The organism is Bradyrhizobium diazoefficiens USDA 110, assembly GCF_000011365.1.
GTDB lineage: Bacteria > Pseudomonadota > Alphaproteobacteria > Rhizobiales > Xanthobacteraceae > Bradyrhizobium > Bradyrhizobium diazoefficiens.
Genome location: NC_004463.1, coordinates 198792 through 221460, shown reverse-complemented (window position 1 = coordinate 221460; position 22669 = coordinate 198792). Strand labels below are relative to the sequence as shown.

Sequence of the window (22669 nt, the reverse complement as noted above, 5' to 3'; positions counted from 1 at the left end):
GAGATTCCGGGTTCTGCTCTTTGAGCCGCTCCGGAATGACGAGGCGATTTAAATGACTCCCCGCACCGCGACGCTGATCGGATTGACCGCGATCCTGATGTGGTCGCTGCTGTCAGTGATGACGGTGGCGACCGGAAAGATCCCGGCATTCCAGCTCGCCGCGATGACGTTTGCGATCGGCGGCCTCGTCGGCCTGCTCACCTGGATCGGCCGCGGCGAGGCGGCAAAAAGCCTGCGCCAGCCACTGGCTGTGTGGACCGTCGGCGTCGGCGGACTGTTCGGCTATCACGCGCTGTATTTTTTGGCACTGCGCTTCGCGCCGCCGGCTGAAGCCGGTCTGCTCAACTATCTCTGGCCGCTGCTGATCGTGCTGTTCTCGTCCTTCCTGCCGGGCGAGCGGCTGGCCGTGCATCACATCGTCGGTGCCGTGCTCGGCCTCGTCGGCACCGTGCTGCTGTTCGCCGGCAATACCTCCGGCTTCGCGCCGGGGGCGGTGCCGGGATTGATCGCGGCCTTCATCGCCGCCTTCGTGTGGGCGACCTATTCGGTGCTGTCGCGCCGATTGAAGGCGGTGCCGACCGACGCGGTCGCGGGCTTCTGTCTCGCCACGGCGTTGCTCGCTGCGCTGATGCATGGCGCGCTCGAAACCACCGTGTGGCCGGAGACGGCGCTGCAATGGATCTCCGTGATTGGGCTCGGCATCGGGCCTGTCGGGGCAGCGTTCTACGCCTGGGACATCGGCATGAAGCGCGGCGACATCCGCGTGCTCGGTGCCGCCTCCTACGCGACGCCGCTATTGTCGACCGGCTTCCTCATCGCCGCCGGCTTCGCAAAAGCCAGTGCCAATATCGCCATCGCCGCGGTCCTGATCGCCGGCGGCGGCCTGATCGCGGCGAAAGATATGGTGTTGCGGAAGCGATGATTGTCATTCGGGGGCGCACGACGTGCGAACCCGGAATCCATTTATCGGCGTCAATAGTGGCGAGATAGATTCCGGGTTTGCCGCTTGCGGGGCGCCCCGGAATGACGGTGTGGAGCTACGGCTCCCAGCCCTTCGGCGCGAGCTCGAACTTCGCGAACTCGAATGCGGGTGCCACGGTGCAGCCGACCAGTGTCCACTCACCTGTTGTCTCGGCCATCTGCCATGCATCGGCCGGTACGATGGCCTGCGGTCGTTCGCCGCTCACGAGATCCGTGCCGAGGCGGACCTCGTGCTGGGAGCAGCCCTCATGCGCGATGCGCAGCATCAGCGGGCTGCCGGCGTAGTAATGCCAGATCTCGACCGCATCGATGCGGTGCCAGTGCGAACGCTCGCCGCGCGCGAGCAGGAAGTAAATGAGGGTCGAGCGCGAACGGCCGTTGGCGTCCGTGGTCTGGTCGCGAAACGTCTCGCGATAGTGCCCGCCTTCGGGATGCGGTCGGAGTTCAAGGCGCGCGATGATCTCGGCTGCGGTCGGCATCGATCCCCGTCAGGATTTGTTCTTTAGGATTTGTTCTTGCGCTCGCGCAACTCGCCGAACACCGCGGCGGCATCCGCACCCTTCATGTGTAGCCTGGCTGCGACCGAGGGGTCATCGGCACGCAGGAACACGTTTGCTCGCTTCTCGTCACCAAGCAGTGAGGGGATCGTGGGCTTGTTCTCGGCGCGAAGCTTGGCCACCTCCGCCGCGCGCGCCTGAAGCGCCGCATTGTCGGGATCGACGGTGAGCGCGAACTTGACGTTGGAGGCGGTGTATTCGTGGCCGCAATAGAGCTTGAAATCGTCGGGCAGGGCCCGCAGCTTCAAGAGCGAATCCCACATCATCGGGTAGGTGCCCTCGAAGACGCGGCCGCAGCCGATCGAAAACAGCGTGTCGGCGGCGAACACGGTCTTCTCGGTGTCGAACACGTAGGAGATGTGGTCGAGCGTGTGGCCGGGCGTCTCCACGACGCGCGCCAGCAGGTTGCCGACCTTGACCACGTCGGCATTGGCGACGCGCAGGTCGACGTTGGCGATCGCAGTGGTCTTGTCGTGCGGCGCGACGACGCGGCAGTTGTATTTGTGCTTGAGTTCGGCGACCCCGCCGACATGATCGCCATGGTGATGGGTGATCAGGATGTCGGTGAGCTGCCAGCCCTCGCGCTCCAGCGCCTTCAGGATGGGGCCGGCCTCCGGCGCGTCGATCGACGCTGTCGCCTTGGTTTCCACATCGTGGATCAGGTAACCGAAATTGTCGTTTAAACAGCTGAAAGTACGAATTTCGGCAGCCATGACGTCTCCTTCGCGCTCAGCCCCGCCAGACAAATATGGCGTTAACGTTGCGCAGGCAATGCAATATTCAGCGCGCAGCCGCGGCCTTGCGCATGTTACATTGCCGTCATGAGCATCGACGTCGTCGACCTCCGCGAGTTCTATTCCCGTCGCCTCGGGATTGTGGCGCGGCAAATGATCAATCGCGGCATCAGGGAGCGCTGGCCGCGCGCCGAGGGCCAGCGTGTGCTGGGCATCGGCTATCCCACGCCCTATCTCGGACTGTTCCGGGAGGACGCCGAGCGCTGCCTCGCCTTCATGCCGGCGGCCCAGGGCGTCCTGAAATGGCCTACGGGGCGGCCGGCGCTGGCCTCGCTGGTGGATGAATTCTCGCTGCCGCTTCCCGATTCCGCGGTCGACCGCATCCTGCTGGTCCACGCGCTGGAGATGTCGGACGATCCGGCTGCGCTGCTGCGCGAGGTGTGGCGCGTGCTGTCGCCGTCCGGCCGCGTGATCGCGGTGATCCCGAACCGGCGCGGCGTGTGGACGCGCAGCGACAATACGCCGTTCGGCCACGGCCGGCCCTATTCGCGCTCGCAGATCACCGATCTGTTGCGCCAGACCTGGTTCACGCCGACCGCCTGGGGCGAGGCGCTGTTCATGCCGCCCTATGCCGGCGGCTGGGTGCTGAAATCGGCGCAGATGTGGGAGCGTGCCGGCGCGGCGCTGTCGCTACCCTTCGCCGGCGTGCACATCGTCGAGGCCACCAAGCAGGTCTATCGCGCGATCCCCGCCAAGCGCGAGCGGGCGCGGCTGATTCCCTCGTTGAAGCCGGTGCTGGTGCCGTCCTCGACGGTGACGCGCAGCTGAAAACAAATCGTCCCGGCGCGAGGCCGGGACGATGCAGATCAGAAAATCCGAAGGAGCTTACTCGCCGGGCGCCAGATCGTCGCTGGACGCGGCCGGAGCGGCTTCGCGCTCGGGGCGCGGGCCATGCGGCCGGCGCCGCCGGCGCGGAAAGCGCTCGCCGCCACCACCGCCCTCGAAGCCAGCCTGGCCGCCGTTCGCGCCGACATTCACTTGCGGCTGTGCGCCGGTGATGAAGGAGGGCAGGCGATCGACGCTGCCGGCATCGGCGATGACGGGCTGCGGCTGGTTCGGCGGCATTGGCTGCGGCTGATATTGCTGCGGCTGCGGACGATGGTCGCGTTCGCGGTGCTCGCGCGGCTGCTGGTTGTCGCGCTGGTACGACGGCTGGTTGTCACGCTGCTGGTGATCACGCTGATGATGATCGCGCTGGCCGTCGCGGTCGCGCATGAAGGGCTGCTGCTGTTGCGGCTGCGGGACGAAGCCCGGCTCCTGGCCGAAATTCGAGAAATTCTCGCCGTCGTCTTCGCCGTCGTCGCTATTGCTGCTGATGGGCTCGTCGCCGCGCGGCTGCTGGTTCTGGCGGAACTGCTCCTGGGCGGCCGCGATCAGGCGGAAATAGTGCTCGGCGTGCTGGTAGTAGTTCTCGGCCGCAACGGGGTCGCCGGAGGAGCGCGCGTCGCGCGCGAGCTGCAGATATTTTTCGGCGATGTGCGAAGCCGTGCCGCGGATCTTGATATCGGGTCCGTTGGACTCGTAGACCCGGGTCATCGGGTTCTGGCCGCGCCGGTTGTTGTTATTGTTGTTGTTGCGGTTGCGCATCCGCTGCTTGTTCTGACCGTTTCTCATGTCCTGCCTTTAATTCCAGCCCTAAAGGTTGCACGCATTACCGATTGCTAGGAGTGACCTGATGACAGCGGTTCACATCGCTCACGCGCACCGCGCGCAAGAGGCGGCTTGAACCCTGCCAATGTTCGTCGACCGTCGCGTTCAACAAAGACGCGTTCCCCACCCGCCAGCATTCATTGCCAGCGAACCCATTCATTTTGCCTGCCAAAACAAGCCCTGGTTTCTTGCGTTAGTCTTCGCGCGCAATATCAGGCTTTCGTTCACTTTGCGGTCGGAAAGCTGCGCACCTCAATGGGCTATCGCGCTTAACAGGACCTGCGGCTTGGAACCTAAAATCAGTGAAGCTCTCGCCCGAGAGCCCGGCTTTCGCCCGTAGGTGTACGGGGCCGACACCGATGTGTTGAGTAGAAGGTAGTCGTTCCCAAGGGATATTCCAAGTGGTTTTTACAGGCCAATCCGGCTTTTATGGGGGCATTTTTCGGGCCGAAACGGCCCGTGGGATACCCGCCAAATCGGCCTTGGGCGGCCTGTCCACCACCAACGCCGCAGCCGTCAAAAGGGTTTCAATATTTCGGGCCTGGCCCTGTCCGGCCTCGACGATCAGCGCTCCGCCGGGCGCGAGACGCTCGGCCGCCTGCGGGATCAGGGCGCGGTAGGCGTCATATCCGTCGTTGCCGCCGTCGAGCGCCAGATGCGGATCGTGCTCGCGCACCTCGAGGCTCAATTTCGGAATTTCGGCAGAAGGGATATAGGGCGGATTCGACACGATGAGGTCGAATGGGCCGCGGAGCGCCGCTAAATAGGAACAGGCGACGAAGGCGGAGCGGTCGGCAAGGCCAAGGGTCACGGCATTGCCCCTGGCGGTCTCGAGCGCGTTCAGGCTGAGATCGGTGCCGACGCCGAAGGCGCCGGGGATATCGTGCAGCAGCGCCAGCAGGATCGCGCCGGATCCGGTGCCGATGTCGGCGATGCGTGGCTGCTGGGTTGCCTTCTGCTCGCGGAAAAGCTCGAGCGCGCGCTCGACCACCGTCTCTGTGTCGGGGCGTGGGACCAGGGTTGCGTCCGACAGGCGGAACGGCAGGCCCCAGAATTCGCGCGTGCCGAGAATGCGCGCCACCGGCTCGCCCGCGATCCGGCGTTGCGCATGCTGCGCGATCCGCGAGGCCTCCGCCTCCGTGAGAAGCCGGGCGGCCTGCGCAATCAGGCCGGTGAGATCGAGGCCGAGCGCAGCACCAAGCAGGATGCGGGCGTCGAGCTCGGCTTCCTCGAGCTGCGCCGATCGCAGCCGCGCCGCCAGTGTACGCCGTGCGCTCTCGATCGATTGTCCGGTGAAGGGATCGCTCACGCGGGGCGTCACGCCGCCGCGCCTTGCGCGGCGAGCTGTGCGGCCTGGTGCTCGGTGGTCAGCGCGTCGATCAATTCGCCAAGCGCTTCGCCCGCGATCACCTGCGGCAGCTTGTAGAGCGTTAGATTGATGCGGTGGTCGGTGACGCGCCCTTGCGGGAAATTATAGGTGCGGATGCGCTCGCTGCGATCGCCGGAGCCGACCTTTTCCTTGCGCTCGGCCGAGCGCGCCGCATCGACGCGTTGCCGCTCGGCGTCGTAGATGCGCGAGCGCAGGATGTTCATCGCCGAGGCGCGGTTCTTGTGCTGTGAGCGGCTGTCCTGCATCATCACCACGATGCCGGTCGGGATGTGGGTGATGCGGATCGCCGATTCGGTCTTGTTGACGTGCTGGCCGCCGGCGCCCTGCGCACGCATGGTCTCGATGCGCAGATCGTCGTTCTTGATGTCGACGTCGACATCCTCGACCTCCGGCAGCACCGCCACCGTCGCGGCCGAGGTGTGGATGCGCCCCTGCGTCTCGGTGTCGGGCACGCGCTGCACGCGGTGCACGCCGGATTCGAACTTTAGCTTCGAGAACGCGCCGCGGCCCTGCACCTCCGCGATGATTTCCTTGTAGCCGCCGACGGTGCCTTCGCTCGCCGAGATGACCTCGACCTTCCAGCCCTGCAGGCTGGCGAAGCGCTCGTACATCCGGAACAGGTCGCCGGCGAACAGCGAAGCCTCGTCGCCGCCGGTGCCGGCGCGGATTTCCAGCACCACGTTGCGGTCATCCATGGCGTCCTTGGGCAGCAGCGCGACGCGGATTTTCTGGACGAGATCCTCGATCCTTGGCGCCAGCTCGTCGCGCTCGGCTTCCGCCATGCCGCGCATCTCCGCATCCGTCGCGGGATCGGCGATCAGCGCCTCGGTGTCGGCGAGTTCTTTAACCGCGGACCGGTAAGTCTTGACCGCCTCGATCAGCGGCGTGATCTCGGCGAGCTCGCGCGTGATCTGCACGTAGCGCTCGGAGGCGAGCTGTCCCAGCGATTCGGCCTCGAGCGAAGCGTGATGCGCGAGCAGGACGTCCAGTTTGGCTTCGGGGAGTGACGACATCGGGTAAGTCTCAAATGACGGAAGGCGGCGAGGCGGCGGGAAGCGGGCGACAGGCCCGCTACAAGGCCAGGCCTTCGGCCTCGGCAAATTCCGTCAGCTTCTGCCGGATCGAGACGCTGCCGCTTGGCGCATCCAGCAACGGGCCGAGCATCGCCTCGGCCTTCTTGGCATCGAGATCGATCACCATCGCCTTGACCGGGCCGAGCGCGGTTGCCGACAGCGACAGCGAGCGATAGCCCATCGCGATCAGCGCCAGCGCGCCGATCGGCTTGGAGGCCATCTCGCCGCAGAGCGACAGCGACTTCTGCGCCGCATGGGACTTGCGGGCAATGTCGCGGAGCGCGCGCAGGATCGGCGCCGACATGGTGTCGAAGCGCTCGGAGACCTTGGCATTGCCGCGGTCGACCGCGAACAGGAACTGGAACAGATCGTTGGAGCCGACCGAGATGAAATCGACCTTCTTCAGGAGCTCGTCGAGCTGATACAGCAGCGCCGGCACCTCGACCATGGTGCCGATGTCGATCCGCTCCGGCAGCGTGTGGCCGTGCTGGCGCAGATATGTCAGCTCGCGCTCGACCAGCGCCTTCGCCGCATCGAATTCGGCGACCTCCGAGATCATCGGGAACATGATGCGCAGCGCGCGGCCGCCGCCGGCGCGCAGCAGCGCGCGGATCTGGCCGCGCAAAAGGCCGGGACGGTCGAGCCCGAGCCGGATCGCGCGCCAGCCGAGCGCGGGATTCTCCTCGATCACCGCTTCCATATAGGGCAGCGCCTTGTCGCCGCCGATGTCGAGGGTGCGGAAGGTGACGGGCTTGGTGCCCGCCGCATCCAGCACGGTGCGATAGAGCGCGAGCTGGTCGCTGGTGCGCGGCAGGCTCTGGCCGACCATGAATTGCAGCTCGGTGCGGAACAGGCCGATGCCGGCGCTGCCGGTGTCCTCGATATGCGGCAGGTCGATGGCGAGACCTGCGTTGATCATCAGCTCGACCTTCTGGCCGTCCTTGGTGACGCAGGGCCGGTCGCGCAGCGCGAGGTACTGCGCCTGGCGGCGGGCACGGAAGCGCACGCGCTCGGCGAAGGCCGCCTCGATCTCCTGCGAGGGGCGCACATAGATCGAGCCCGATGTGCCGTCGACGATGATGGCGTCGCCTGGATCGGCGATACCGGGCGCGTTCGGCACTTCGCCGACCGCAGGGATTCCGAGCGCGCGCGCCACGATCGAGACGTGGGAGTTGGCGGTGCCTTCCTCCAGCACGATGCCGCGCAGGCGCTTGCGGTCGTAGTCGAGCAGCGCCGCCGGGCCCATCGCGCGGGCGATGACGATGGCATTGTCGGGCAATTGTTCGCGTGACGGCGCGTGGTCCTGGCCGACGAGCTGCCGCATCAGGCGGTAGCCGAGATCCTCGAGGTCATGCAGCCGGTCGCGCAGGTATGGATCGGTCGAGCGCAGCATGCGCGCGCGGGTGTCGGACTGCACGCGCTCGACGGCGGCTTCCGCGGTGAGGCCGGTGGCGACCGCCTCGTGCAGCTTGTGCGACCAGCCCTGGTCATTGGCGAACATGCGATAGGCTTCCAGCACCTCGCGGTGCTCGCCGCCCTCGGCGACGTCGCCGCGCTCCAGCATGCGGTCGAGATCGGCGCGCAGCTTGGCGAGCGCGGTGTCCAGCCGCTTGATTTCCTTCGGCAGGTCCTCGGCGATGTAGTCCTTGATGACGACGCGCGGCTCGTGCAGCACGACATGGCCGAGCGCGATACCTTCCGACAGGATCGCGCCGACCTTCTGCATGGAGTGGCGCGCGGCCGGCTCGAGGCCGGGCTGGGCCAGCGCCGACAGTTCGCCGGAGGCGATCAGCTCGGCCAGCACCATCGCGGTGGTCTGCAGCGCCTCGAGCTCTTCCTCGACATAGGTGCGCTTGGCGCGGTTCTGCACCACCAGCACGCCGAGCGTGTTGCCGGCGCGCAGGATCGGCACGCCGAGGAAGGAGTGGTAGATCTCTTCGCCGGTCTCCGGGCGGAACGAGAAGGCCGGATGGCTCTGCGCGTCGTTCAGATTGAGCGGCGTCGCCTCGCTGGCGACGAGGCCGACCAGGCCCTCATGGGCGCTGAGCACGGTATGGTGCACCGCCTCGCGGTTCAGACCTTCGGTGGCGTAGAGCTCGAGCGTGTTGTCGATGCGCAGCACATAGACCGAGCACACCTCGGCCACCATGTTGGCGGCGATCAGCACCACGATCTTGTCCAGCCGCTCCTGGGCCGAGACCTGCTCCGCCATGGTTTCGCGGAGCCGTCTCAACAAGACGCGGGGACCTCCCGACGCGCTCCGCATGTACCCTCAGTCTCCTCCGTCAGCCGGGCCCGAAAGGGGGTCCCGGCGGCTCGCCCGAAAATCCAGAAAAACAACGAATTTGCTCATCCGGCGCCGGCCCGGGTCCAAATCTTCTTCAGATTTGGCGCCTGAGCCGAATCAGCACCGCCTCAACTGGGGCACAGTATGTGGCAGCCCACCCTGTTCGCCGTATAGCGAATTGGGGCTTGTTTTGCCAAGCAAAACGCCTGCCAGACGCGAAGGTGTGTACACCTTCGCGTTTGCTGCGACCGCTAAGAGAAAATTAGCCTAAGCCTGATCGAGGCCGTAGAGCGTATGCAGGGTCCGCACCGCAAGCTCGGTATAGGCGGTGTCGATCAATACCGAGAATTTGATCTCGGAGGTTGTAATGGCCCGGATGTTGATATTCCGTCCGGCGAGGGCCGAGAACGCCTGGGCGGCGACGCCGGCGTGGCTGCGCATCCCGCTGCCGATTACCGATATCTTGGCGACGTCGGTGGCGGTATCGAGCCGGGCATAGCCGATCTTGCCCTTGGCGGCGGTAATCGTATCCCTGGCGCGGGTGAAGTCCGCGGCCGGCACCGTGAAGGTGAGGTCGGTGGTCTTGCCGTCCTCGGAGACGCCCTGCACGATCATGTCGACGTTGATGTTGGCATCCGCCAGCGGACCGAAGATCGACGCGGCGACGCCCGGCTTGTCCTCGATCTGGCGCACCGAAATCTGGGCCTCGTCCTTCGAAAAGGCGATGCCGGTGACGACGTGGCTTTCCATGATCTCCTCCTCGCTGCAGATCAGCGTGCCGGGCGGCTGGTTGGCATGCGGGTCGATATCCTCGGGCTTGTCGAAGCTCGAGCGGACGAAGATCGGCATGTTGTGGACCATGCCGAGTTCCACCGAGCGGACCTGGAGCACTTTCGCGCCCTGCGAGGCCAGTTCCAGCATGTCTTCGAACGCGATCTTGCCGAGCCTCTTGGCCTTCGGCACGATTCGCGGGTCGGTGGTGTAGACCCCGTCAACGTCGGTGTAGATGTCGCAGCGGTCGGCCTTGACGGCGGCGGCGACCGCCACGGCCGAGGTGTCGGAGCCGCCGCGGCCGAGCGTTGTGATGCGGTTGGTCTCGGGGTTGATGCCCTGGAAGCCGGCGATGACGGCGACTTCCTTGCGATCCCTAAAGCGCTTGATGATCTCGCTGCCGTCGATGTCCTCGATCCGGGCCGAGGCATGGGCGTCGCTGGTCTTGATCGGGATCTGCCAGCCCTGCCAGGAGCGGGCCTGGATGCCCATGCTCTGGAGCACGATGGCGAGGAGGCCGGAGGTCACCTGTTCGCCGGAGGCGACGACGGCGTCGTATTCGCGCGCATCGTGCATCGGCGAGGCCTCGGTGCACCAGGCCACCAGCTCGTTGGTTTTGCCCGACATCGCCGAGACGACCACGGCCACTTCGTGGCCGGCGTCGACCTCACGCTTCACATGGCGTGCGACGTTGCGGATGCGTTCGATGTTGGCGACGGATGTGCCGCCGAATTTCATCACGAGGCGGCTCATGACGACGCGTGCATTCCCTCATAAGGATCAGTATGGTGACCCGCACTGGACGGGCCTCGCGGACACCGACCGCGCGTATACATAGCGGCGGGGCCGGGGGCAAGCGGGTTCCTGCGGGGGCAGGCTCGAGGTCTGGCTTGAAGTCTGGCCTGGGGGTAATGGGTTAACCGAGATCATGGCGCGTTACATCGACGAGATCCTGCAACCGGGCGAGCGGGTGCTGTATTCGACCAATGCGCACTGGATCTTCTATTTCCCGGCCATCGTGGCCTGGATCGTGGCCCTGGCCCTGTTCGCCCTGTCCCGGCAGAGCGACATCTACAGCGTGATGATCCTGTCCCTGTTCGGCTCCGGCCTGGTCGCGCTGGCCGCCCTGTACTGGACCGTGAAGGGCTGGTTCCATCGCTTCACCACCGAGACCGACGTCACCAACCTCAGGGTTGTGCACAAGACCGGGTTCATCAAGCGCCGCACCTTCGAGATGGCGCTGGACAAGGTCGAGAGCGTCGACGTCGATCAGACGATTCTTGGACGTATTCTCAACTACGGCGACGTGACCATTCGCGGTGTCGGCGAGGGGATCGAGACGATCAGGACCATCGCCTCGCCGCTCGCCTTCCGTAGTTCGATCACCACGCGGTAGGACCGCGCGTAACCATGAGCATGCAGCAAAATACTTCCGCAACTGCCCAGCCGGGCTCGACCGTCGACGCCGCCGAGATCGCGAAATTCTCGAAACTCTCCGCGGAGTGGTGGGACCCCAAGGGCAAGATGGCGCCGCTGCACCGGATCAACCCGTTGCGGCTCGGCTATATCCGCGACGCCGCCTGCCGCAAGTTCGAGCGCAACGTGCGCAGCCTCAACTGCCTCGGCGGCCTGCGCGTGCTCGACATCGGTTGCGGCGCCGGCCTGCTTTGCGAGCCGCTGTCGCGGCTAGGGGCCCAGGTCATCGGCGTCGATCCCTCGCAGAGCAATATTGCGGCCGCAAAACTGCACGCCGACAAGAGCCATCTTGCGATTGACTACCGCTGCACCACGGTCGAGGAGATCGACCCGCGCGAGCGCTTCGACATCGTGCTGGCGATGGAGGTGGTCGAGCACGTCGTCGACGTCGGCGTCTTCCTGAAGCGCTGCGCCGCAATGCTCAAGCCCAACGGGCTGATGGTGGTCTCGACGCTGAACCGGAACTGGAAGAGCTTTGCTCTCGCCATCGTCGGCGCCGAATACGTGCTGCGCTGGCTGCCGCGCGGCACCCACGAATGGAACAAGTTCGTCACCCCCGACGAGCTGACGAAATACCTGCTCGACAACCGCCTCGTCATCACCGAGCAGACCGGCGTCGTCTACTCACCCTTCGCCGACAAGTGGACCCTCTCCTCCGACATGGACGTGAACTACATGGTGGTGGCGGAAGGGATGGTGTGAGGGGCTGTTCGTGGCGGCCTAGCTGCATCCACACCCACGGTGTCGTCCCGGCGAAGGCCGGGACCCATACCCCCAGGGAGAAGTTGCAGCGCGAGCTCGTCACCACGAATCTTCGCCAAACCAAATCCAGTGGCTATGGGTCCCGGCCTTCGCCGGGACGACATCGGCGTTTGTAGCGAGAGCATCGCACCCATGACATCCCTGTGATTGACCTGCTTGAGCGCTAGCGGCAGGTTGGCCGCAAATCCTCTCCTGCCACACCATCCCCACCCACCCCCATGCTCACCATCACCAGCCTCTGGATTCCCTTCACCATCATTGCCGCGCTCGGGCAGGTCGCGCGCAATGCGATGCAGCGGTCGCTGACGAAGCCGCTGGGGACGTGGGGTGCGACCAATATCCGCTTCCTGTTCGGCTTCCCGTTCTCGCTGCTGTTTCTTGGCGTCGTGCTGGTCGCGACAGGCGATCATCTCGGCATGCCGCCGTCGGTATTCTGGCCGTGGCTGCTGCTCGGTGCGCTCAGCCAGATCGTCGGCACCGGGTTGATGCTGCTGGCGATGAACGATCGCTCCTTCGTGGTGACGACGGCATACCTCAAGACCGAGGCGATCCAGACCGCGATCTTCGGCTTCGTCTTCCTCGGCGATCATCTCACCTTGCTGAAGGTACTGGCGATCGTGGTTGCGACAATCGGCGTCGTCATCACGGCGCTGCGGCCCGGCGGCGAGAAAAGCTTTGCCGAGCTGAAGCCGACCATTCTGGGGCTTGTGGCGGCCGCGGCGTTCGCGCTGTCCGCGGTCGGCTTCCGCGGCGCCATCATCACGGTGCCGAACGTGTCTTTCGTAACGGCGGCGTCCTTCACGCTGGTGCTGGGCCTGTTCGTGCAGACTCTGATTCTGACGATCTACCTGCTTTGGCGCGCGCCCAAGATCCTGCAGGCGATCCTTGGCCTGTGGAAGCCGTCGCTGTTCGCCGGCTTCATGGGCGCCTTCTCCTCGCAGTTCTGGTTCCTGGCGTTCGCGCTGACCGCGGCCGCGAATGTCCGCACGCTCGCCCTCATCGAGGTGCTGTTCGCACAAGGCGTGGCGTACTACTCGTTCAAGCAGCCGATCGCGCCACGCGAGATCTTTGGCATCGCGCTGATCGTGGTCGGCGTGGCGGTGTTGGTGGGGGCGTAGTTGACTGTCATTCCGGGGCGCCCGAAGGGCGAACTATGGAGCGCAATTGCGCTCCTGAGAATCTCGAGATCCCCCGATGCGCAATTGCGCATCTGAGGTCTGGTCCTTCGGACCATCCCGGGATGACGCGCTTCGCGCGTCAATTCCTGTCTTCCGGCAGCGTCGGCAGCGGCGAGACTTCGATGCCTTCGTCGATCAGCGACTTGGCCTCGTCGGGCGAGGCCTCGCCGTAGATCGGCCGATGCTCCTTGTCGCCGTAGTGCATCGCGCGGGCTTCGTTCGCAAAGCGCTCGCCGACATTGTCGGCGTTCTTCACGATGTGGTCGCGCAGCTCCTTGATCTTGGCGCGCAGCTCGCGCTCCTGCGCCATCAGCAGCGGGGTCGGTCCTGACGGCGCAGCCTCGGGCACGGGTGTTGAAGCGGGCTCCGGCGGAGGCGTGGCCGGCCCGCGGCCCTTCTTGCCGACGATGCGCGGCGCCATGATCGCCTTCTCGACCTTGGCCGAGCCGCAGATCGGACAGGTCACGAGCTTGCGCTTCACCTGCGAATCGTAGGCCGACGAGCTCTGGAACCAGCTTTCGAATGCGTGGTTGCGGTCGCAGTGAAGCGCGTAGCGAATCATGCCGATCCCCGCACCAGATGCAGATGATCCGGCCCGGCCTTGGGGTCGGCGACGCCGAAGCGGCGGCCGTGCTGGAGCGAAGGGATCGCCCGGCGCGCGGTCTCGACCTTGGCGGGATCGATCGTGGCCATGATAATGCCGGGCTCGACGTCACCTTCCGCGAGGATCTCGCCCCAGGGATCGATGATCAACGAGTGGCCATAGGTCTCGCGCTTGTTCTCGTGCAGGCCGGCCTGCGCCGCGGCGAACACGAAACAACCGGTCTCGATCGCGCGTGCGCGCAGCAGCACGTGCCAGTGCGCTTCACCGGTCTTGCGCGTGAAGGCGGACGGCACCGTGATGAAATAGGCGCCGCTCTCGGCCAGCGCGCGGTAGAGCGCGGGGAAGCGCACGTCGTAGCAGATCGTCAGCCCGACCCGGCCCCAGGGCAGGTCGGAGATCACGGCGGTCTCGCCCGGCTGGTAATTGGCGGATTCGCGATAGCTCTCGCCGTCCGGCAGCTCGATGTCGAACATGTGGATCTTGTCGTAGCTCGCGAGCACATTGCCCTCGGGCCCGATCAGGAACGAGCGGTTGACCGCTTTTTCGTCCGAGAAACGCAATGCCAGCGAGCCGACATGGATGTGGATCTTCAGCTCCGCCGCGAGCGCGCGGTAAGCCTTGAGCGAGGCGTCGTTCTCTTCGCTCTGGAGGTGCTCGAACAGCGCCTTGCGGTTCAGCTGCATCATGTTGCTGACTTCGGGCGTCTGCACGTAGTCGGCGCCGTTGGCCGCGGCCTGCCGGATCAGCCTGGTGGCCTGCGCGAGGCTGGGCTCGGGCATCAGGCCGGTGCGCATCTGCACCATCGCGGCGGTGAAGGTCCTGTTGTCGCTCATGATTCAGCCTTCACGCTTTCGAGCATGCCGTCGAGCTTGCCCTCGCGGTCGAGCGCGTAGAGGTCGTCGCAGCCGCCGACATGGCTACCGCCGATCCAGATCTGCGGGAAGGTCGAGCCCTCGCCGGCGCGGTCGTACATCTCGTCGCGCCAGGACGGGTTCCTGGCGACGTCGAATTCCGTGAAGGTCGCCTTCTTGCGGGTCAGCAGCGATTTGGCCGCGGAGCAATAGCCGCAGCCTGGTCTGGTGTAGATCTCGACAGCGGCGGGCATCTTGTCTGGCGCTCTCATGTCATGAATTCATTGAATTATATGGGACTTCACCTGACCTCCACAACCCGGGCAAACACCAGCACGTCCACCTGGGCCGCTTTGGCACGCAGCAAGGCACGGGCGCAGGCATCCAGCGTCGCCCCAGACGTCAGGACGTCGTCGATCAGGACGATGCGGCGGCCCTGCACCTCGGCCTGACGGTCGGGAGATACCTGGAATGCGCCCTGCACATTGGTGGCGCGCTGGGCCCGCGACAGGCCGATCTGCTGCTCGGTGGCGCGCACCCGGCGCAGCAGCTCGCCCCGCACTTTCACCCCGCTTTGCCGCTCGATGCTCCGCGCCAGCGCCCCGGACTGGTTGTAGCGGCGGCGCCAGGCCCGTCGCCAGTGCAGGGGAACGGGGATCAGCATGTCGGCGCCGGCGAGCAACTCGCCGCCCGCGCGCGCCATCCAGCGGCCCATCGCCGGCGCCAGATCGGTGCGGTCCTGGTATTTCAGCGCATGCACCAGCGTGCGCGCGACGTCGTCATAGCGCACCGCTGCTCGCGCGCGCTGGTAGGCCGGCGGGCTCGCGATCGCCTCCATCGACAGCATGTCGGGGCCGGGATCGTAGACAAAGGGGATGCCGAGGCGCGGGCAATAGGGCCGTTCGATGAACGACAGCCGCGCCCAGCAGGCCGCGCACACGCCCTCGCCATCCACCGGCTCGCGGCAGGACACGCACAAGGTCGGCAGCGCAATGTCGAGCGCGAGCCGTGCCGCGCGCGCCAGCGCGTGACGGCCGGCCGTCCACGCGGCACGCAGAGGTGTAGCGATCGAACGGGAAGGGGCGGCGTCGGCTTCCATGTGGGAAGGCTAGCGCTCTGCGACAATCCGCTCAAGCGGCTCGGTCTCGTGCCCCGGACGCAGCGCGGCGCGTCACTTGGTGCCGCACTGCGTCCGGGACACGGTTGCCAGAACGACTTGGATCGGCGTAACCAGCGGCATGGCTCAGAACGTGCAAACCCCGCCCGCCCTGTTCGATCGGGCCTTGCTGCACGCGCGGCAACGCCGTGCGCACGCGCAAGGCGCCGTGAGTTTCCTGCTCGATCGGGTGACCGAGGACATGTCCGACCGGCTCGCCGCGGTGATGCGGGAGTTTCACGCTCCGGCCGATCTCTGGACGCCCGGTGAAGGCCTCGCGGTCCTGCGCGCGCGGCTGCCGTCGCTTCAGCGGATTGCACTTGGCGAAACCGGCGAGGAGAAGCTGCCCTTCACGCCCGAGAGCCTCGATCTCGTCGTCTCGGCACTGGCGCTGCAATTCGTCAACGACCTGCCGGGCGTGCTGGCGCAGGTCCGGCGCGCGTTGAAGCCGGATGGCTTGCTGCTGGCCGCGATGATCGGCGGCGACAGCCTCACCGAGCTGCGCCAGGCCTTTGCTGCCGCCGAAGCCGAATGCGAAGGCGGCGTGTCGCCGCGCGTCGCGCCGTTCGCCGATCTGCGCGACATCGGCGCGCTGTTGCAGCGCGCGGGCTTTGCGCTGCCGGTCACTGACGTCGACCGTGTCGTGGTGCGCTACGCCAATGCCTTCGCGCTGATGCAGGATATCAGGCGCATGGGCGCGGCCAATGTATTGATCGAACGCCGCCGCACGCCGAGCCGGCGCGCGACGCTGCTGCGCATGGCCGAAATCTATGCCGAACGCTTTGCCGATTCCGACGGCCGCATCCGTGCGACATTCGACATCATCTGGCTCTCCGGCTGGGCCCCGCATGCAAGCCAGCAGCAGCCGCTCAAGCCGGGGTCGGCGAAGGCGAGTCTTGCGGAGGCGGTGAAAAAGGCGGGGGAGAGCTGAGTCGTTCTCTCCGTCATTGCCGAGACCGCCGCCCAAGAATTCGATGTCGTCCCGGCGAAGGCCGGGACCCATAGCCACAGGGAGTGGTTGTGGCGCGAAGGCGGTCACTCCGAGTCCCCGTAACCACGCCTTCCTGTGGATATGGATCCCGGATCTGCGCGCGCTTTGGGCGCGCTTGTCCGGGACGACAATGGAGATTGAGACGCGGTGACCGCCAACTCACATCAGCAAATCAATCAAATGCGGGATCAGCGGAATGTCCGCGGGCGGCATCGGGTAGTCGCGCAGCTTGTTGGCACGGACCCAGGCGAGGGTCTGGCCTTCGCGTGCGGCGACCATCCCCTCCCAGCGCCGGCAGATGTAGAGCGGCATCAACAGGTGGAAGGTCTCGTAGCCGTAGCTCGCAAAGGTCAGCGGCGCCAGGCACGGCTCGGCGACGGTAATTCCGAGCTCTTCATGCAGCTCGCGGATCAGGCTCTGCTCCGGCCGCTCGCCGGGCTCGAGTTTGCCGCCGGGAAATTCCCAGAGGCCGGCCAGCGCCTTGCCCTCGGGGCGCTGCGCGATCAGGACGCGCTTGTCGGCGTCGACAAGCGCGCAGGCCACCACCAGTGTGAGCTTGAGAGGGGTCATGGAGACTACGACCTGTAATCCCCGTTGATCGCGACATATTCCTTGGTGAGGTCGCAGGTCATGACGCGGTCGCGGCCCTTGCCGAGGCCGAGCGAGACCTTGATAGCGATCTCCGGCGCCTTCATCGCCTCCGACACCTGCGCCTCGTCGTAGTCGGGATCGCGCGCGCCGCTCCTGGCGACGCGGATGCCGTTGAAGGAGATCGAGAGCTTGTCGCGGTCGGCCGGCTCGCCGGCCTTGCCGACGGCCATCACCACGCGGCCCCAATTGGCGTCCTCGCCGGCGATCGCGGTCTTCACCAGCGGCGAATTCGCAATCGACATCGCGATCTTGCGCGCCGACGCCTTGGTCTTGGCGCCTTCGACGGTGATCTCGACCAGCTTGCGCGCGCCTTCGCCGTCGCGGGCGACCTGCTCGGCGAGGTTGGCGAGCACCTGGTTGAAGGCCTTGACGAAGGCCTTCAGCCTGGGGTCGCTGGCGCGGCTGATTTTGGGCGCGCCGTGCTCGGCGGCCGCGCCCGTCGCGAAGGCCAGCAGCGTGTCCGAGGTCGAGGTGTCGCCGTCGATCGTCACCGCGTTGAAGGTGTCCTCGACGCCGCTCTTGAGCAACGCTTGCAGGGCGGCCGGCGCGATCGGCGCGTCGGTGAAGACGAACGACAGCATCGTCGCCATATCGGGCGCGATCATGCCGGCGCCCTTGGCCATGCCGTTGATGGTGACCTTGGCCTTGCCGAGCTTGACGGTCGCGGTCGCGACCTTGGGGAAGGTGTCGGTGGTCATGATCGCCTTGGCCGCGGCGAGATAGTCGCCGGGCTCGGCGGTCTCGGCCAGTCGGCCCAAAACGCCGTCGAACTTGGTCGCGTCCAGCGGCTCGCCGATCACGCCGGTCGAGGCCAGGAAAATCTCGCTCTCGCTGCACCCGACGGCCTTGGCCGCGATCTTGGCGGTCAGCGCGGTGGAACTGCGGCCGGTCTTGCCGGTGAAGGCGTTGGCATTGCCGGAATTGACGACGAGGGCGCGCGCCTTGCCGCCCTTCAGCTTGGCGCGGCACCATTCCACCGGCGCGGACGGGCATTTCGACTTGGTGAAGACGCCGGCGACCGCAGTGCCCTTGTCCATCACCGCCAGCAGCACGTCGGTGCGGTTCTTGTAGCGGATGCCGGCCTCGGCCGTCGCAAGGCGGACGCCCGCGATCACGGGCATGTCGGGAACAGTCTTGGGAGCGAGGGGAGAGACGGAGGAGGACATCGCGGGGCGCCTTGGTGGGGTCTGGATATGCAGATGGCCGGGCATTTGCCCGGCCATTGCGACGTTAGATACTATTGGCGTCCGCGAAGTGACAGCGAATTCTTACTTCTTCGCAGGGGGCGCCATCTTGCTGTCGGAGGGCTTCGCATCGGAAGGCTTGGCCGCGTCGGCCGGCTTGGCGTCCGCGGCGGGCTGGTCCAGCCGCTCGACCTTGGCTTCCGTGCGCAGCTTGGCGACGTAGTCGGCCTGGGCCTTGCGGGTGACGTATTGCTCGATCTGGGCCTTGACCTGCTCGAAGTCCGGCGCCTTGCGGTTGCGCTTTTCCTCGACCTTGATGATGTGCCAGCCGAACTGCGACTTCACGGGGTCGGAGATCTTGCCCGGCTCCAGCGCGAAGGCCACCGCCGAGAATTCCGGCACCATCTGCTCCTTGGTGAAGAAGCCGAGGTCGCCGCCGTCGGCGGAGCCCGGATCCTTGGACTTCTTCTTGGCGAGTTCGGCGAAATCGGCGCCCTTGTCCAACTCGGCCTTCACCGCCTTGGCCTCGTCCTCGGTCTCGACCAGGATGTGGCGGGCGCGCACCTCCTGCTCGCCGGTGATCTGCTTGGAGGCCTCCTCGTAGACCTTCTTCATGGCGTCGGGGGTGGTGGCGGCCTTGCCCTCGTTGGCGAGCAGGCTGTCCATCAGGAGGCGGTTGCGGGCGAACGCCAGGCGCTTCTTGAACTCCTCGCTGTCGGCGACCTTCTTGTCCTCGGCGGCCTTGGACACGATCTTCATGTCGATCAGGAAGGACAGGACGTTCTCGTCCTTGGTCGCCGGGTCCATCTGGGCGAGGCTCGGCCCGAGTTCCTCCTCGGCCATGGCGACGTCGCTCTTCTTGATTTCCGCGCCATTGACCTTCGCCAGGACCGGATCGTCGGCAGCCCGGCCGGGACCCGCGATCAGCGCCAGCGCAAGGCAGCCCACGAGGGCGGTGGCGAGGCCGAAGCGCAGGCCGGTTTTGGTTACCGGGAACGAGGTGGTCATGGAAAATCCTTTTGTTGAAGCAGGGGGCTGCTCGAGCGGGGCGGACACTCGCCCAATTCAGGGGGGCTTGGCAACGCGAAAAGTCTGTCAAAATGATGAATTAGCCGCAATGCGCCCGCCGTTGACAAGGCCCTGACCGGGCCATATCTCTGCCCGGTCGCGACCATGGCGATGGCGTTTATTTTGCTGCGTTTTTGGCCGTTGAACCCAGACTTGCCCAATTCCCACCCATATGGCGGATGACCCCCCGCAGTCCGGGCTCTGGCGCCATCAGCGTCACGGTGAGTTGATAGGCAGGCGGGGGACAACTTCTTGGCTGCAACGCGGTTAAATCGCGAACACAGGAACTAGGCATGATCGGCGCGCTCGCCCGCAAGTTTTTCGGCTCCGCCAACGACCGGCGGGTGAAGGGATATCAGTCCCGCGTCAACGCGATCAACGCGCTGGAGCCCGAGCTCATCAAGCTCTCCGACGAGGAGCTCAAGGCCCGCACGGCCGACTTCAAGAAGCAGCTCGCCGAGGGCAAGACGCTCGATGACCTGCTGGTGCCGGCCTTCGCGACCGTGCGCGAGGCCGCCAAGCGCACGCTCGGCCAGCGCCATTTCGACGTCCAGCTGATCGGCGGCATGGTGCTGCACGAGGGCGACATCGCCGAGATGAAGACCGGCGAAGGCAAGACGCTGGTGGCGACGCTTGCGGTCTATCTCAACGCGCTCGCCGGCAAGGGCGTCCATGTCGTCACCGTCAACGACTACCTCGCCCGCCGCGACTCCGGCTGGATGGGCCAGATCTACGGCTTCCTCGGCATGACCACGGGCGTGATCGTCCACGGTCTCGACGATGCCGAGCGCAAGACGGCCTATGCCTGCGACATCACCTACGGCACCAACAACGAATACGGCTTCGACTATCTGCGCGACAACATGAAGTACCGGCTCGAGGACATGGTCCAGCGGCCGCACTTCTTCGCCATCGTCGACGAAGTCGACTCCATCCTGATCGACGAAGCGCGCACGCCGCTGATCATCTCCGGCCCGCTCGACGACCGCTCCGACTTCTACAACACCATCGACGGCTTCCTGCCCAAGCTCGACAAGACCGACTACGACGTCGACGAGAAGCAGCGCACGGTGACGCTCACCGAAGCCGGCATGGAGAAGATCGAAACCCTGCTGCGCGACGCCGGCCAGCTCAAGGGCGAGTCGCTCTACGACGTCGAGAACGTCTCGGTCGTGCACCACATCAACCAGGCCCTGCGCGCCCACACGCTGTTCACCCGTGACAAGGACTACATCGTCCGCGACGACGAGGTCGTCATCATCGACGAGTTCACCGGCCGCATGATGCCGGGCCGGCGCTATTCGGAAGGCCTGCACCAGGCGCTCGAGGCCAAGGAGCACGTCCAGGTCCAGCCCGAGAACCAGACGCTGGCCTCGATCACCTTCCAGAACTACTTCCGCATGTACGAGAAGCTTGCGGGCATGACCGGCACCGCCGCGACCGAAGCGGACGAACTGTTCGACATCTACAAGCTCGAGGTCGTGGAGATCCCGACCAACCTGTCGGTCGCGCGTCTCGACGAGGACGACGAGGTCTACCGCACGCAGAAGGAAAAATACGCCGCCATTCTCGCCGAGATCGAGCGGGCGAACGCGCGGCTCCAGCCCGTGCTGGTCGGCACGGCGTCGATCGAGAAGTCGGAGGTGCTCGCCGAGTTCCTCAAGTCGAACGGCTACAAGCAGATCGATTTCGGCAAGGAGAACGCGCTCGACAAGCTCTATGCGGCGGCCCGTGCCGGCAAGCCGTCGAAGCTGTTCGCGGTCCTGAACGCGCGCTTCCACGAGCAGGAAGCCTATATCGTCGCGGAAGCCGGCGTGCCCGGCGCGATCACGATCGCGACCAACATGGCCGGCCGCGGCACCGACATCAAGCTCGGCGGCTCGCTCGAGATGCGCGTCCCGAAGGAAACTGCGGGCATCGAGGACGAGGCCGAGAAGGCCAGGAAGATCGAGCAGATCAAGGCCGACGTCGAGCGCTTCCGCGAGATCGTGCTGAAGGCCGAGGAGATCGTCGAGATCGAGCCGGCGAAGGGTTCCAAGCCCGCCAAGACCGTGACGAAGCCGGGCGGTCTCTACATCATCGGCTCCGAGCGTCACGAATCCCGCCGCATCGACAACCAGCTGCGCGGCCGATCCGGCCGTCAGGGCGACCCCGGCCGCTCGAAGTTCTTCCTGTCGCTGGAAGACGATCTGATGCGCATCTTCGGCTCGGATCGCCTCGACAGCATGCTCCAGCGTCTCGGCCTGCAAGAGGGCGAGGCCATCATCCATCCCTGGATCAACAAGGCCCTGGAGAAGGCGCAGCAGAAGGTCGAGGCCCGCAACTTCGACATCCGCAAGAACCTGCTCAAGTTCGACAACGTCCAGAACGACCAGCGCAAGGTGATCTTCGACCAGCGCGTCGACCTGATGAAGGACGACAGCGTCGCCGAGACCGTTACCGACATGCGCCATGCCTTCATCGACGACCTCGTCGCCAAGCACGTGCCCGAGCATGCCTATGCCGAGCAGTGGGACGTTGCCGGCCTGAAGGAGGAGCTGAAGCGCGTGCTCGATCTCGACCTGCCGGTCGACGACTGGGCCAAGGAAGAGGGCATCGCCGACGAGGAGTTGCTCAACCGCATCGAGAACCGCGCCGACGAGCACATGGCCGCCAAGGTCGCGCAGTGGGGCCCCGACGTGATGCGTTACGTCGAGAAGACCATTCTGCTCCAGACGCTCGACCATCTCTGGCGCGAGCACCTGATCATGCTCGACCATCTGCGCCAGGTCATCGGCCTGCGCGGCTACGGCCAGCGCGATCCGCTGCAGGAGTACAAGACCGAGGCCTTCAATCTCTTCCAGGAGATGAGCGCGCACCTGCGCGAGGCCGTCACCGCGCAGCTGATGCGGGTCGAGATCGTCCCGCCGGAGCAGGAAGCGCCCGTGCTGCCGCCGATGGAAGCGCACAAGTTCGACCCGAACACCGGCGAGGACGAGATGGCGCTCGCCAGCGTCACGCTCGGCGCGCCGGCCTCCGACGCCGCCCAGCGCGATCCGAAGAACCCCGCATCCTGGGGCAAGATCGGCCGCAACGAGGATTGCCCGTGCGGCTCAGGCAAGAAGTACAAGCACTGCCACGGGCGGTACGCGTAACCGCTAGCTCGCTGTCATGCGCGCGTGAGGCGCGACATACCCGCCTCATTCTCCGCTGTCGTCGCCCGGCTTGACCGGGCGACCCAGTACGCCGCGGCCTTTCGGCTCAAT

21 protein-coding genes are annotated in these 22669 nt (G+C 65.8%); 7 read left to right on the top strand and 14 right to left on the bottom strand.

Features of this window, described 5'->3' with window-relative positions; translation table 11 throughout:
* The first annotated feature begins 52 nt into the window (after window positions 1-52).
* Window positions 53-922: an aromatic amino acid exporter YddG gene (locus BJA_RS01110; protein WP_011083056.1), complete on the top strand. Its 870-nt coding sequence runs from the start codon at window positions 53-55 to the stop codon at window positions 920-922.
* A gap of 115 nt (window positions 923-1037) precedes the next feature.
* Here BJA_RS01110 and BJA_RS01105 read toward each other — a convergent pair whose 3' ends face one another.
* Together BJA_RS01105 and gloB are read right to left on the bottom strand one after the other, a co-directional pair.
* A complete protein-coding gene (locus BJA_RS01105) occupies window positions 1038-1460 on the bottom strand; it encodes a cupin domain-containing protein (protein WP_011083055.1) in 423 nt (140 codons plus the stop codon).
* 23 nt (window positions 1461-1483) lie between these two features.
* Window positions 1484-2251 carry a hydroxyacylglutathione hydrolase gene (gene gloB, locus BJA_RS01100; protein WP_011083054.1) on the bottom strand — a complete coding sequence of 256 codons (768 nt, stop codon included), beginning with the start codon at window positions 2249-2251 and terminating at the stop codon, window positions 1484-1486.
* 108 nt (window positions 2252-2359) lie between these two features.
* Here gloB and BJA_RS01095 point away from each other — a divergent pair, with 108 nt between their 5' ends.
* Window positions 2360-3100 (top strand): methyltransferase domain-containing protein, encoded by a 741-nt coding sequence (locus tag BJA_RS01095; protein ID WP_011083053.1) that lies wholly within the window; start codon window positions 2360-2362, stop codon window positions 3098-3100.
* 57 nt (window positions 3101-3157) lie between these two features.
* Here BJA_RS01095 and BJA_RS01090 read toward each other — a convergent pair whose 3' ends face one another.
* The 5 genes from BJA_RS01090 to BJA_RS01070 form a co-directional block, all read right to left on the bottom strand.
* A complete protein-coding gene (locus BJA_RS01090; protein WP_011083052.1) occupies window positions 3158-3946 on the bottom strand; it encodes a DUF4167 domain-containing protein in 789 nt (262 codons plus the stop codon).
* 463 nt (window positions 3947-4409) lie between these two features.
* A complete protein-coding gene (prmC, locus tag BJA_RS01085) occupies window positions 4410-5303 on the bottom strand; it encodes a peptide chain release factor N(5)-glutamine methyltransferase (RefSeq protein WP_011083051.1) in 894 nt (297 codons plus the stop codon).
* Entirely contained in the window at window positions 5300-6385 is a 1086-nt protein-coding gene (gene prfA, locus BJA_RS01080; protein ID WP_011083050.1) for a peptide chain release factor 1, read from the bottom strand. The genes prmC and prfA overlap by 4 nt, the downstream gene beginning before the upstream one ends.
* A gap of 58 nt (window positions 6386-6443) precedes the next feature.
* Window positions 6444-8711 (bottom strand): phosphoenolpyruvate--protein phosphotransferase, encoded by a 2268-nt coding sequence (gene ptsP / locus BJA_RS01075; protein ID WP_011083049.1) that lies wholly within the window; start codon window positions 8709-8711, stop codon window positions 6444-6446.
* Window positions 8712-8999: 288 nt separating this feature from the next.
* On the bottom strand, window positions 9000-10256 hold the full coding sequence (locus BJA_RS01070) for an aspartate kinase (protein ID WP_011083048.1): 1257 nt from the start codon (window positions 10254-10256) through the stop codon (window positions 9000-9002).
* A 175-nt stretch (window positions 10257-10431) separates the two neighbouring features.
* On the opposite strand from BJA_RS01070, the gene BJA_RS01065 reads away from it, so the two are divergent.
* The 3 genes from BJA_RS01065 to BJA_RS01055 all read left to right on the top strand — a co-directional run bounded on the left by BJA_RS01065 (window position 10432) and on the right by BJA_RS01055 (window position 12859).
* Window positions 10432-10899 carry a PH domain-containing protein gene (locus tag BJA_RS01065; RefSeq protein ID WP_011083047.1) on the top strand — a complete coding sequence of 156 codons (468 nt, stop codon included), beginning with the start codon at window positions 10432-10434 and terminating at the stop codon, window positions 10897-10899.
* Between the two features lie 14 nt (window positions 10900-10913).
* Complete coding sequence (gene ubiG, locus BJA_RS01060) at window positions 10914-11681, top strand: bifunctional 2-polyprenyl-6-hydroxyphenol methylase/3-demethylubiquinol 3-O-methyltransferase UbiG (protein WP_038966657.1); 768 nt, start codon at window positions 10914-10916, stop codon at window positions 11679-11681.
* 278 nt (window positions 11682-11959) lie between these two features.
* A complete protein-coding gene (locus BJA_RS01055) occupies window positions 11960-12859 on the top strand; it encodes an EamA family transporter (RefSeq protein WP_011083045.1) in 900 nt (299 codons plus the stop codon).
* Window positions 12860-12998: 139 nt separating this feature from the next.
* Here the strand turns inward: BJA_RS01055 and BJA_RS01050 are convergent, their stop codons facing one another.
* Genes BJA_RS01050 through BJA_RS01035 form a run of 4 tightly spaced genes read right to left on the bottom strand, consistent with a single transcriptional unit; the run spans window position 12999 to window position 15473 of the window.
* Window positions 12999-13481: a DUF1178 family protein gene (locus BJA_RS01050; protein ID WP_011083044.1), complete on the bottom strand. Its 483-nt coding sequence runs from the start codon at window positions 13479-13481 to the stop codon at window positions 12999-13001.
* Window positions 13478-14356 carry a carbon-nitrogen hydrolase family protein gene (locus BJA_RS01045; RefSeq protein WP_011083043.1) on the bottom strand — a complete coding sequence of 293 codons (879 nt, stop codon included), beginning with the start codon at window positions 14354-14356 and terminating at the stop codon, window positions 13478-13480. Before BJA_RS01045 ends, BJA_RS01050 begins: the two co-directional genes overlap by 4 nt.
* Window positions 14353-14628, bottom strand: coding sequence for a glutaredoxin 3 (grxC, locus tag BJA_RS01040; protein WP_011083042.1), 276 nt, complete (start codon window positions 14626-14628; stop codon window positions 14353-14355). Before grxC ends, BJA_RS01045 begins: the two co-directional genes overlap by 4 nt.
* Window positions 14629-14675: 47 nt before the next feature.
* Window positions 14676-15473, bottom strand: a complete 798-nt coding sequence (locus BJA_RS01035; RefSeq protein ID WP_011083041.1) for a ComF family protein — start codon at window positions 15471-15473, stop codon at window positions 14676-14678.
* A 139-nt stretch (window positions 15474-15612) separates the two neighbouring features.
* On the opposite strand from BJA_RS01035, the gene BJA_RS01030 reads away from it, so the two are divergent.
* On the top strand, window positions 15613-16461 hold the full coding sequence (locus BJA_RS01030; RefSeq protein WP_038966655.1) for a methyltransferase domain-containing protein: 849 nt from the start codon (window positions 15613-15615) through the stop codon (window positions 16459-16461).
* A 219-nt stretch (window positions 16462-16680) separates the two neighbouring features.
* On the opposite strand, the gene BJA_RS01025 is transcribed toward BJA_RS01030, so the two are convergent.
* The 3 genes from BJA_RS01025 to BJA_RS01015 form a co-directional block, all read right to left on the bottom strand.
* Entirely contained in the window at window positions 16681-17091 is a 411-nt protein-coding gene (locus BJA_RS01025; RefSeq protein WP_011083039.1) for a (deoxy)nucleoside triphosphate pyrophosphohydrolase, read from the bottom strand.
* 5 nt (window positions 17092-17096) lie between these two features.
* Window positions 17097-18338, bottom strand: a complete 1242-nt coding sequence (gene argJ, locus BJA_RS01020) for a bifunctional glutamate N-acetyltransferase/amino-acid acetyltransferase ArgJ (RefSeq protein WP_011083038.1) — start codon at window positions 18336-18338, stop codon at window positions 17097-17099.
* 102 nt (window positions 18339-18440) lie between these two features.
* Window positions 18441-19364, bottom strand: coding sequence for a peptidylprolyl isomerase (locus tag BJA_RS01015; RefSeq protein WP_028175805.1), 924 nt, complete (start codon window positions 19362-19364; stop codon window positions 18441-18443).
* Window positions 19365-19717: 353 nt separating this feature from the next.
* Here BJA_RS01015 and secA point away from each other — a divergent pair, with 353 nt between their 5' ends.
* A complete protein-coding gene (secA, locus tag BJA_RS01010) occupies window positions 19718-22558 on the top strand; it encodes a preprotein translocase subunit SecA (RefSeq protein WP_011083036.1) in 2841 nt (946 codons plus the stop codon).
* Window positions 22559-22669: the final 111 nt, after the last annotated feature.

Bases quoted from the DNA above. Each gene is read 5' to 3' on its own strand.
- BJA_RS01110 (WP_011083056.1), top strand. From the start codon at position 53: ATGACTCCCCGCACCGCGACGCTGATCGGATTGACCGCGATCCTGATG.
- BJA_RS01105 (WP_011083055.1), bottom strand. From the start codon at position 1,460: ATGCCGACCGCAGCCGAGATCATCGCGCGCCTTGAACTCCGACCGCAT.
- gloB (WP_011083054.1), bottom strand. From the start codon at position 2,251: ATGGCTGCCGAAATTCGTACTTTCAGCTGTTTAAACGACAATTTCGGT.
- BJA_RS01095 (WP_011083053.1), top strand. From the start codon at position 2,360: ATGAGCATCGACGTCGTCGACCTCCGCGAGTTCTATTCCCGTCGCCTC.
- BJA_RS01090 (WP_011083052.1), bottom strand. From the start codon at position 3,946: ATGAGAAACGGTCAGAACAAGCAGCGGATGCGCAACCGCAACAACAAC.
- prfA (WP_011083050.1), bottom strand. From the start codon at position 6,385: ATGTCGTCACTCCCCGAAGCCAAACTGGACGTCCTGCTCGCGCATCAC.
- ptsP (WP_011083049.1), bottom strand. From the start codon at position 8,711: ATGCGGAGCGCGTCGGGAGGTCCCCGCGTCTTGTTGAGACGGCTCCGC.
- BJA_RS01070 (WP_011083048.1), bottom strand. From the start codon at position 10,256: ATGAGCCGCCTCGTGATGAAATTCGGCGGCACATCCGTCGCCAACATC.
- BJA_RS01065 (WP_011083047.1), top strand. From the start codon at position 10,432: ATGGCGCGTTACATCGACGAGATCCTGCAACCGGGCGAGCGGGTGCTG.
- ubiG (WP_038966657.1), top strand. From the start codon at position 10,914: ATGAGCATGCAGCAAAATACTTCCGCAACTGCCCAGCCGGGCTCGACC.
- BJA_RS01055 (WP_011083045.1), top strand. From the start codon at position 11,960: ATGCTCACCATCACCAGCCTCTGGATTCCCTTCACCATCATTGCCGCG.
- BJA_RS01050 (WP_011083044.1), bottom strand. From the start codon at position 13,481: ATGATTCGCTACGCGCTTCACTGCGACCGCAACCACGCATTCGAAAGC.
- BJA_RS01045 (WP_011083043.1), bottom strand. From the start codon at position 14,356: ATGAGCGACAACAGGACCTTCACCGCCGCGATGGTGCAGATGCGCACC.
- grxC (WP_011083042.1), bottom strand. From the start codon at position 14,628: ATGCCCGCCGCTGTCGAGATCTACACCAGACCAGGCTGCGGCTATTGC.
- BJA_RS01035 (WP_011083041.1), bottom strand. From the start codon at position 15,473: ATGGAAGCCGACGCCGCCCCTTCCCGTTCGATCGCTACACCTCTGCGT.
- BJA_RS01030 (WP_038966655.1), top strand. From the start codon at position 15,613: ATGGCTCAGAACGTGCAAACCCCGCCCGCCCTGTTCGATCGGGCCTTG.
- BJA_RS01025 (WP_011083039.1), bottom strand. From the start codon at position 17,091: ATGACCCCTCTCAAGCTCACACTGGTGGTGGCCTGCGCGCTTGTCGAC.
- argJ (WP_011083038.1), bottom strand. From the start codon at position 18,338: ATGTCCTCCTCCGTCTCTCCCCTCGCTCCCAAGACTGTTCCCGACATG.
- BJA_RS01015 (WP_028175805.1), bottom strand. From the start codon at position 19,364: ATGACCACCTCGTTCCCGGTAACCAAAACCGGCCTGCGCTTCGGCCTC.
- secA (WP_011083036.1), top strand. From the start codon at position 19,718: ATGATCGGCGCGCTCGCCCGCAAGTTTTTCGGCTCCGCCAACGACCGG.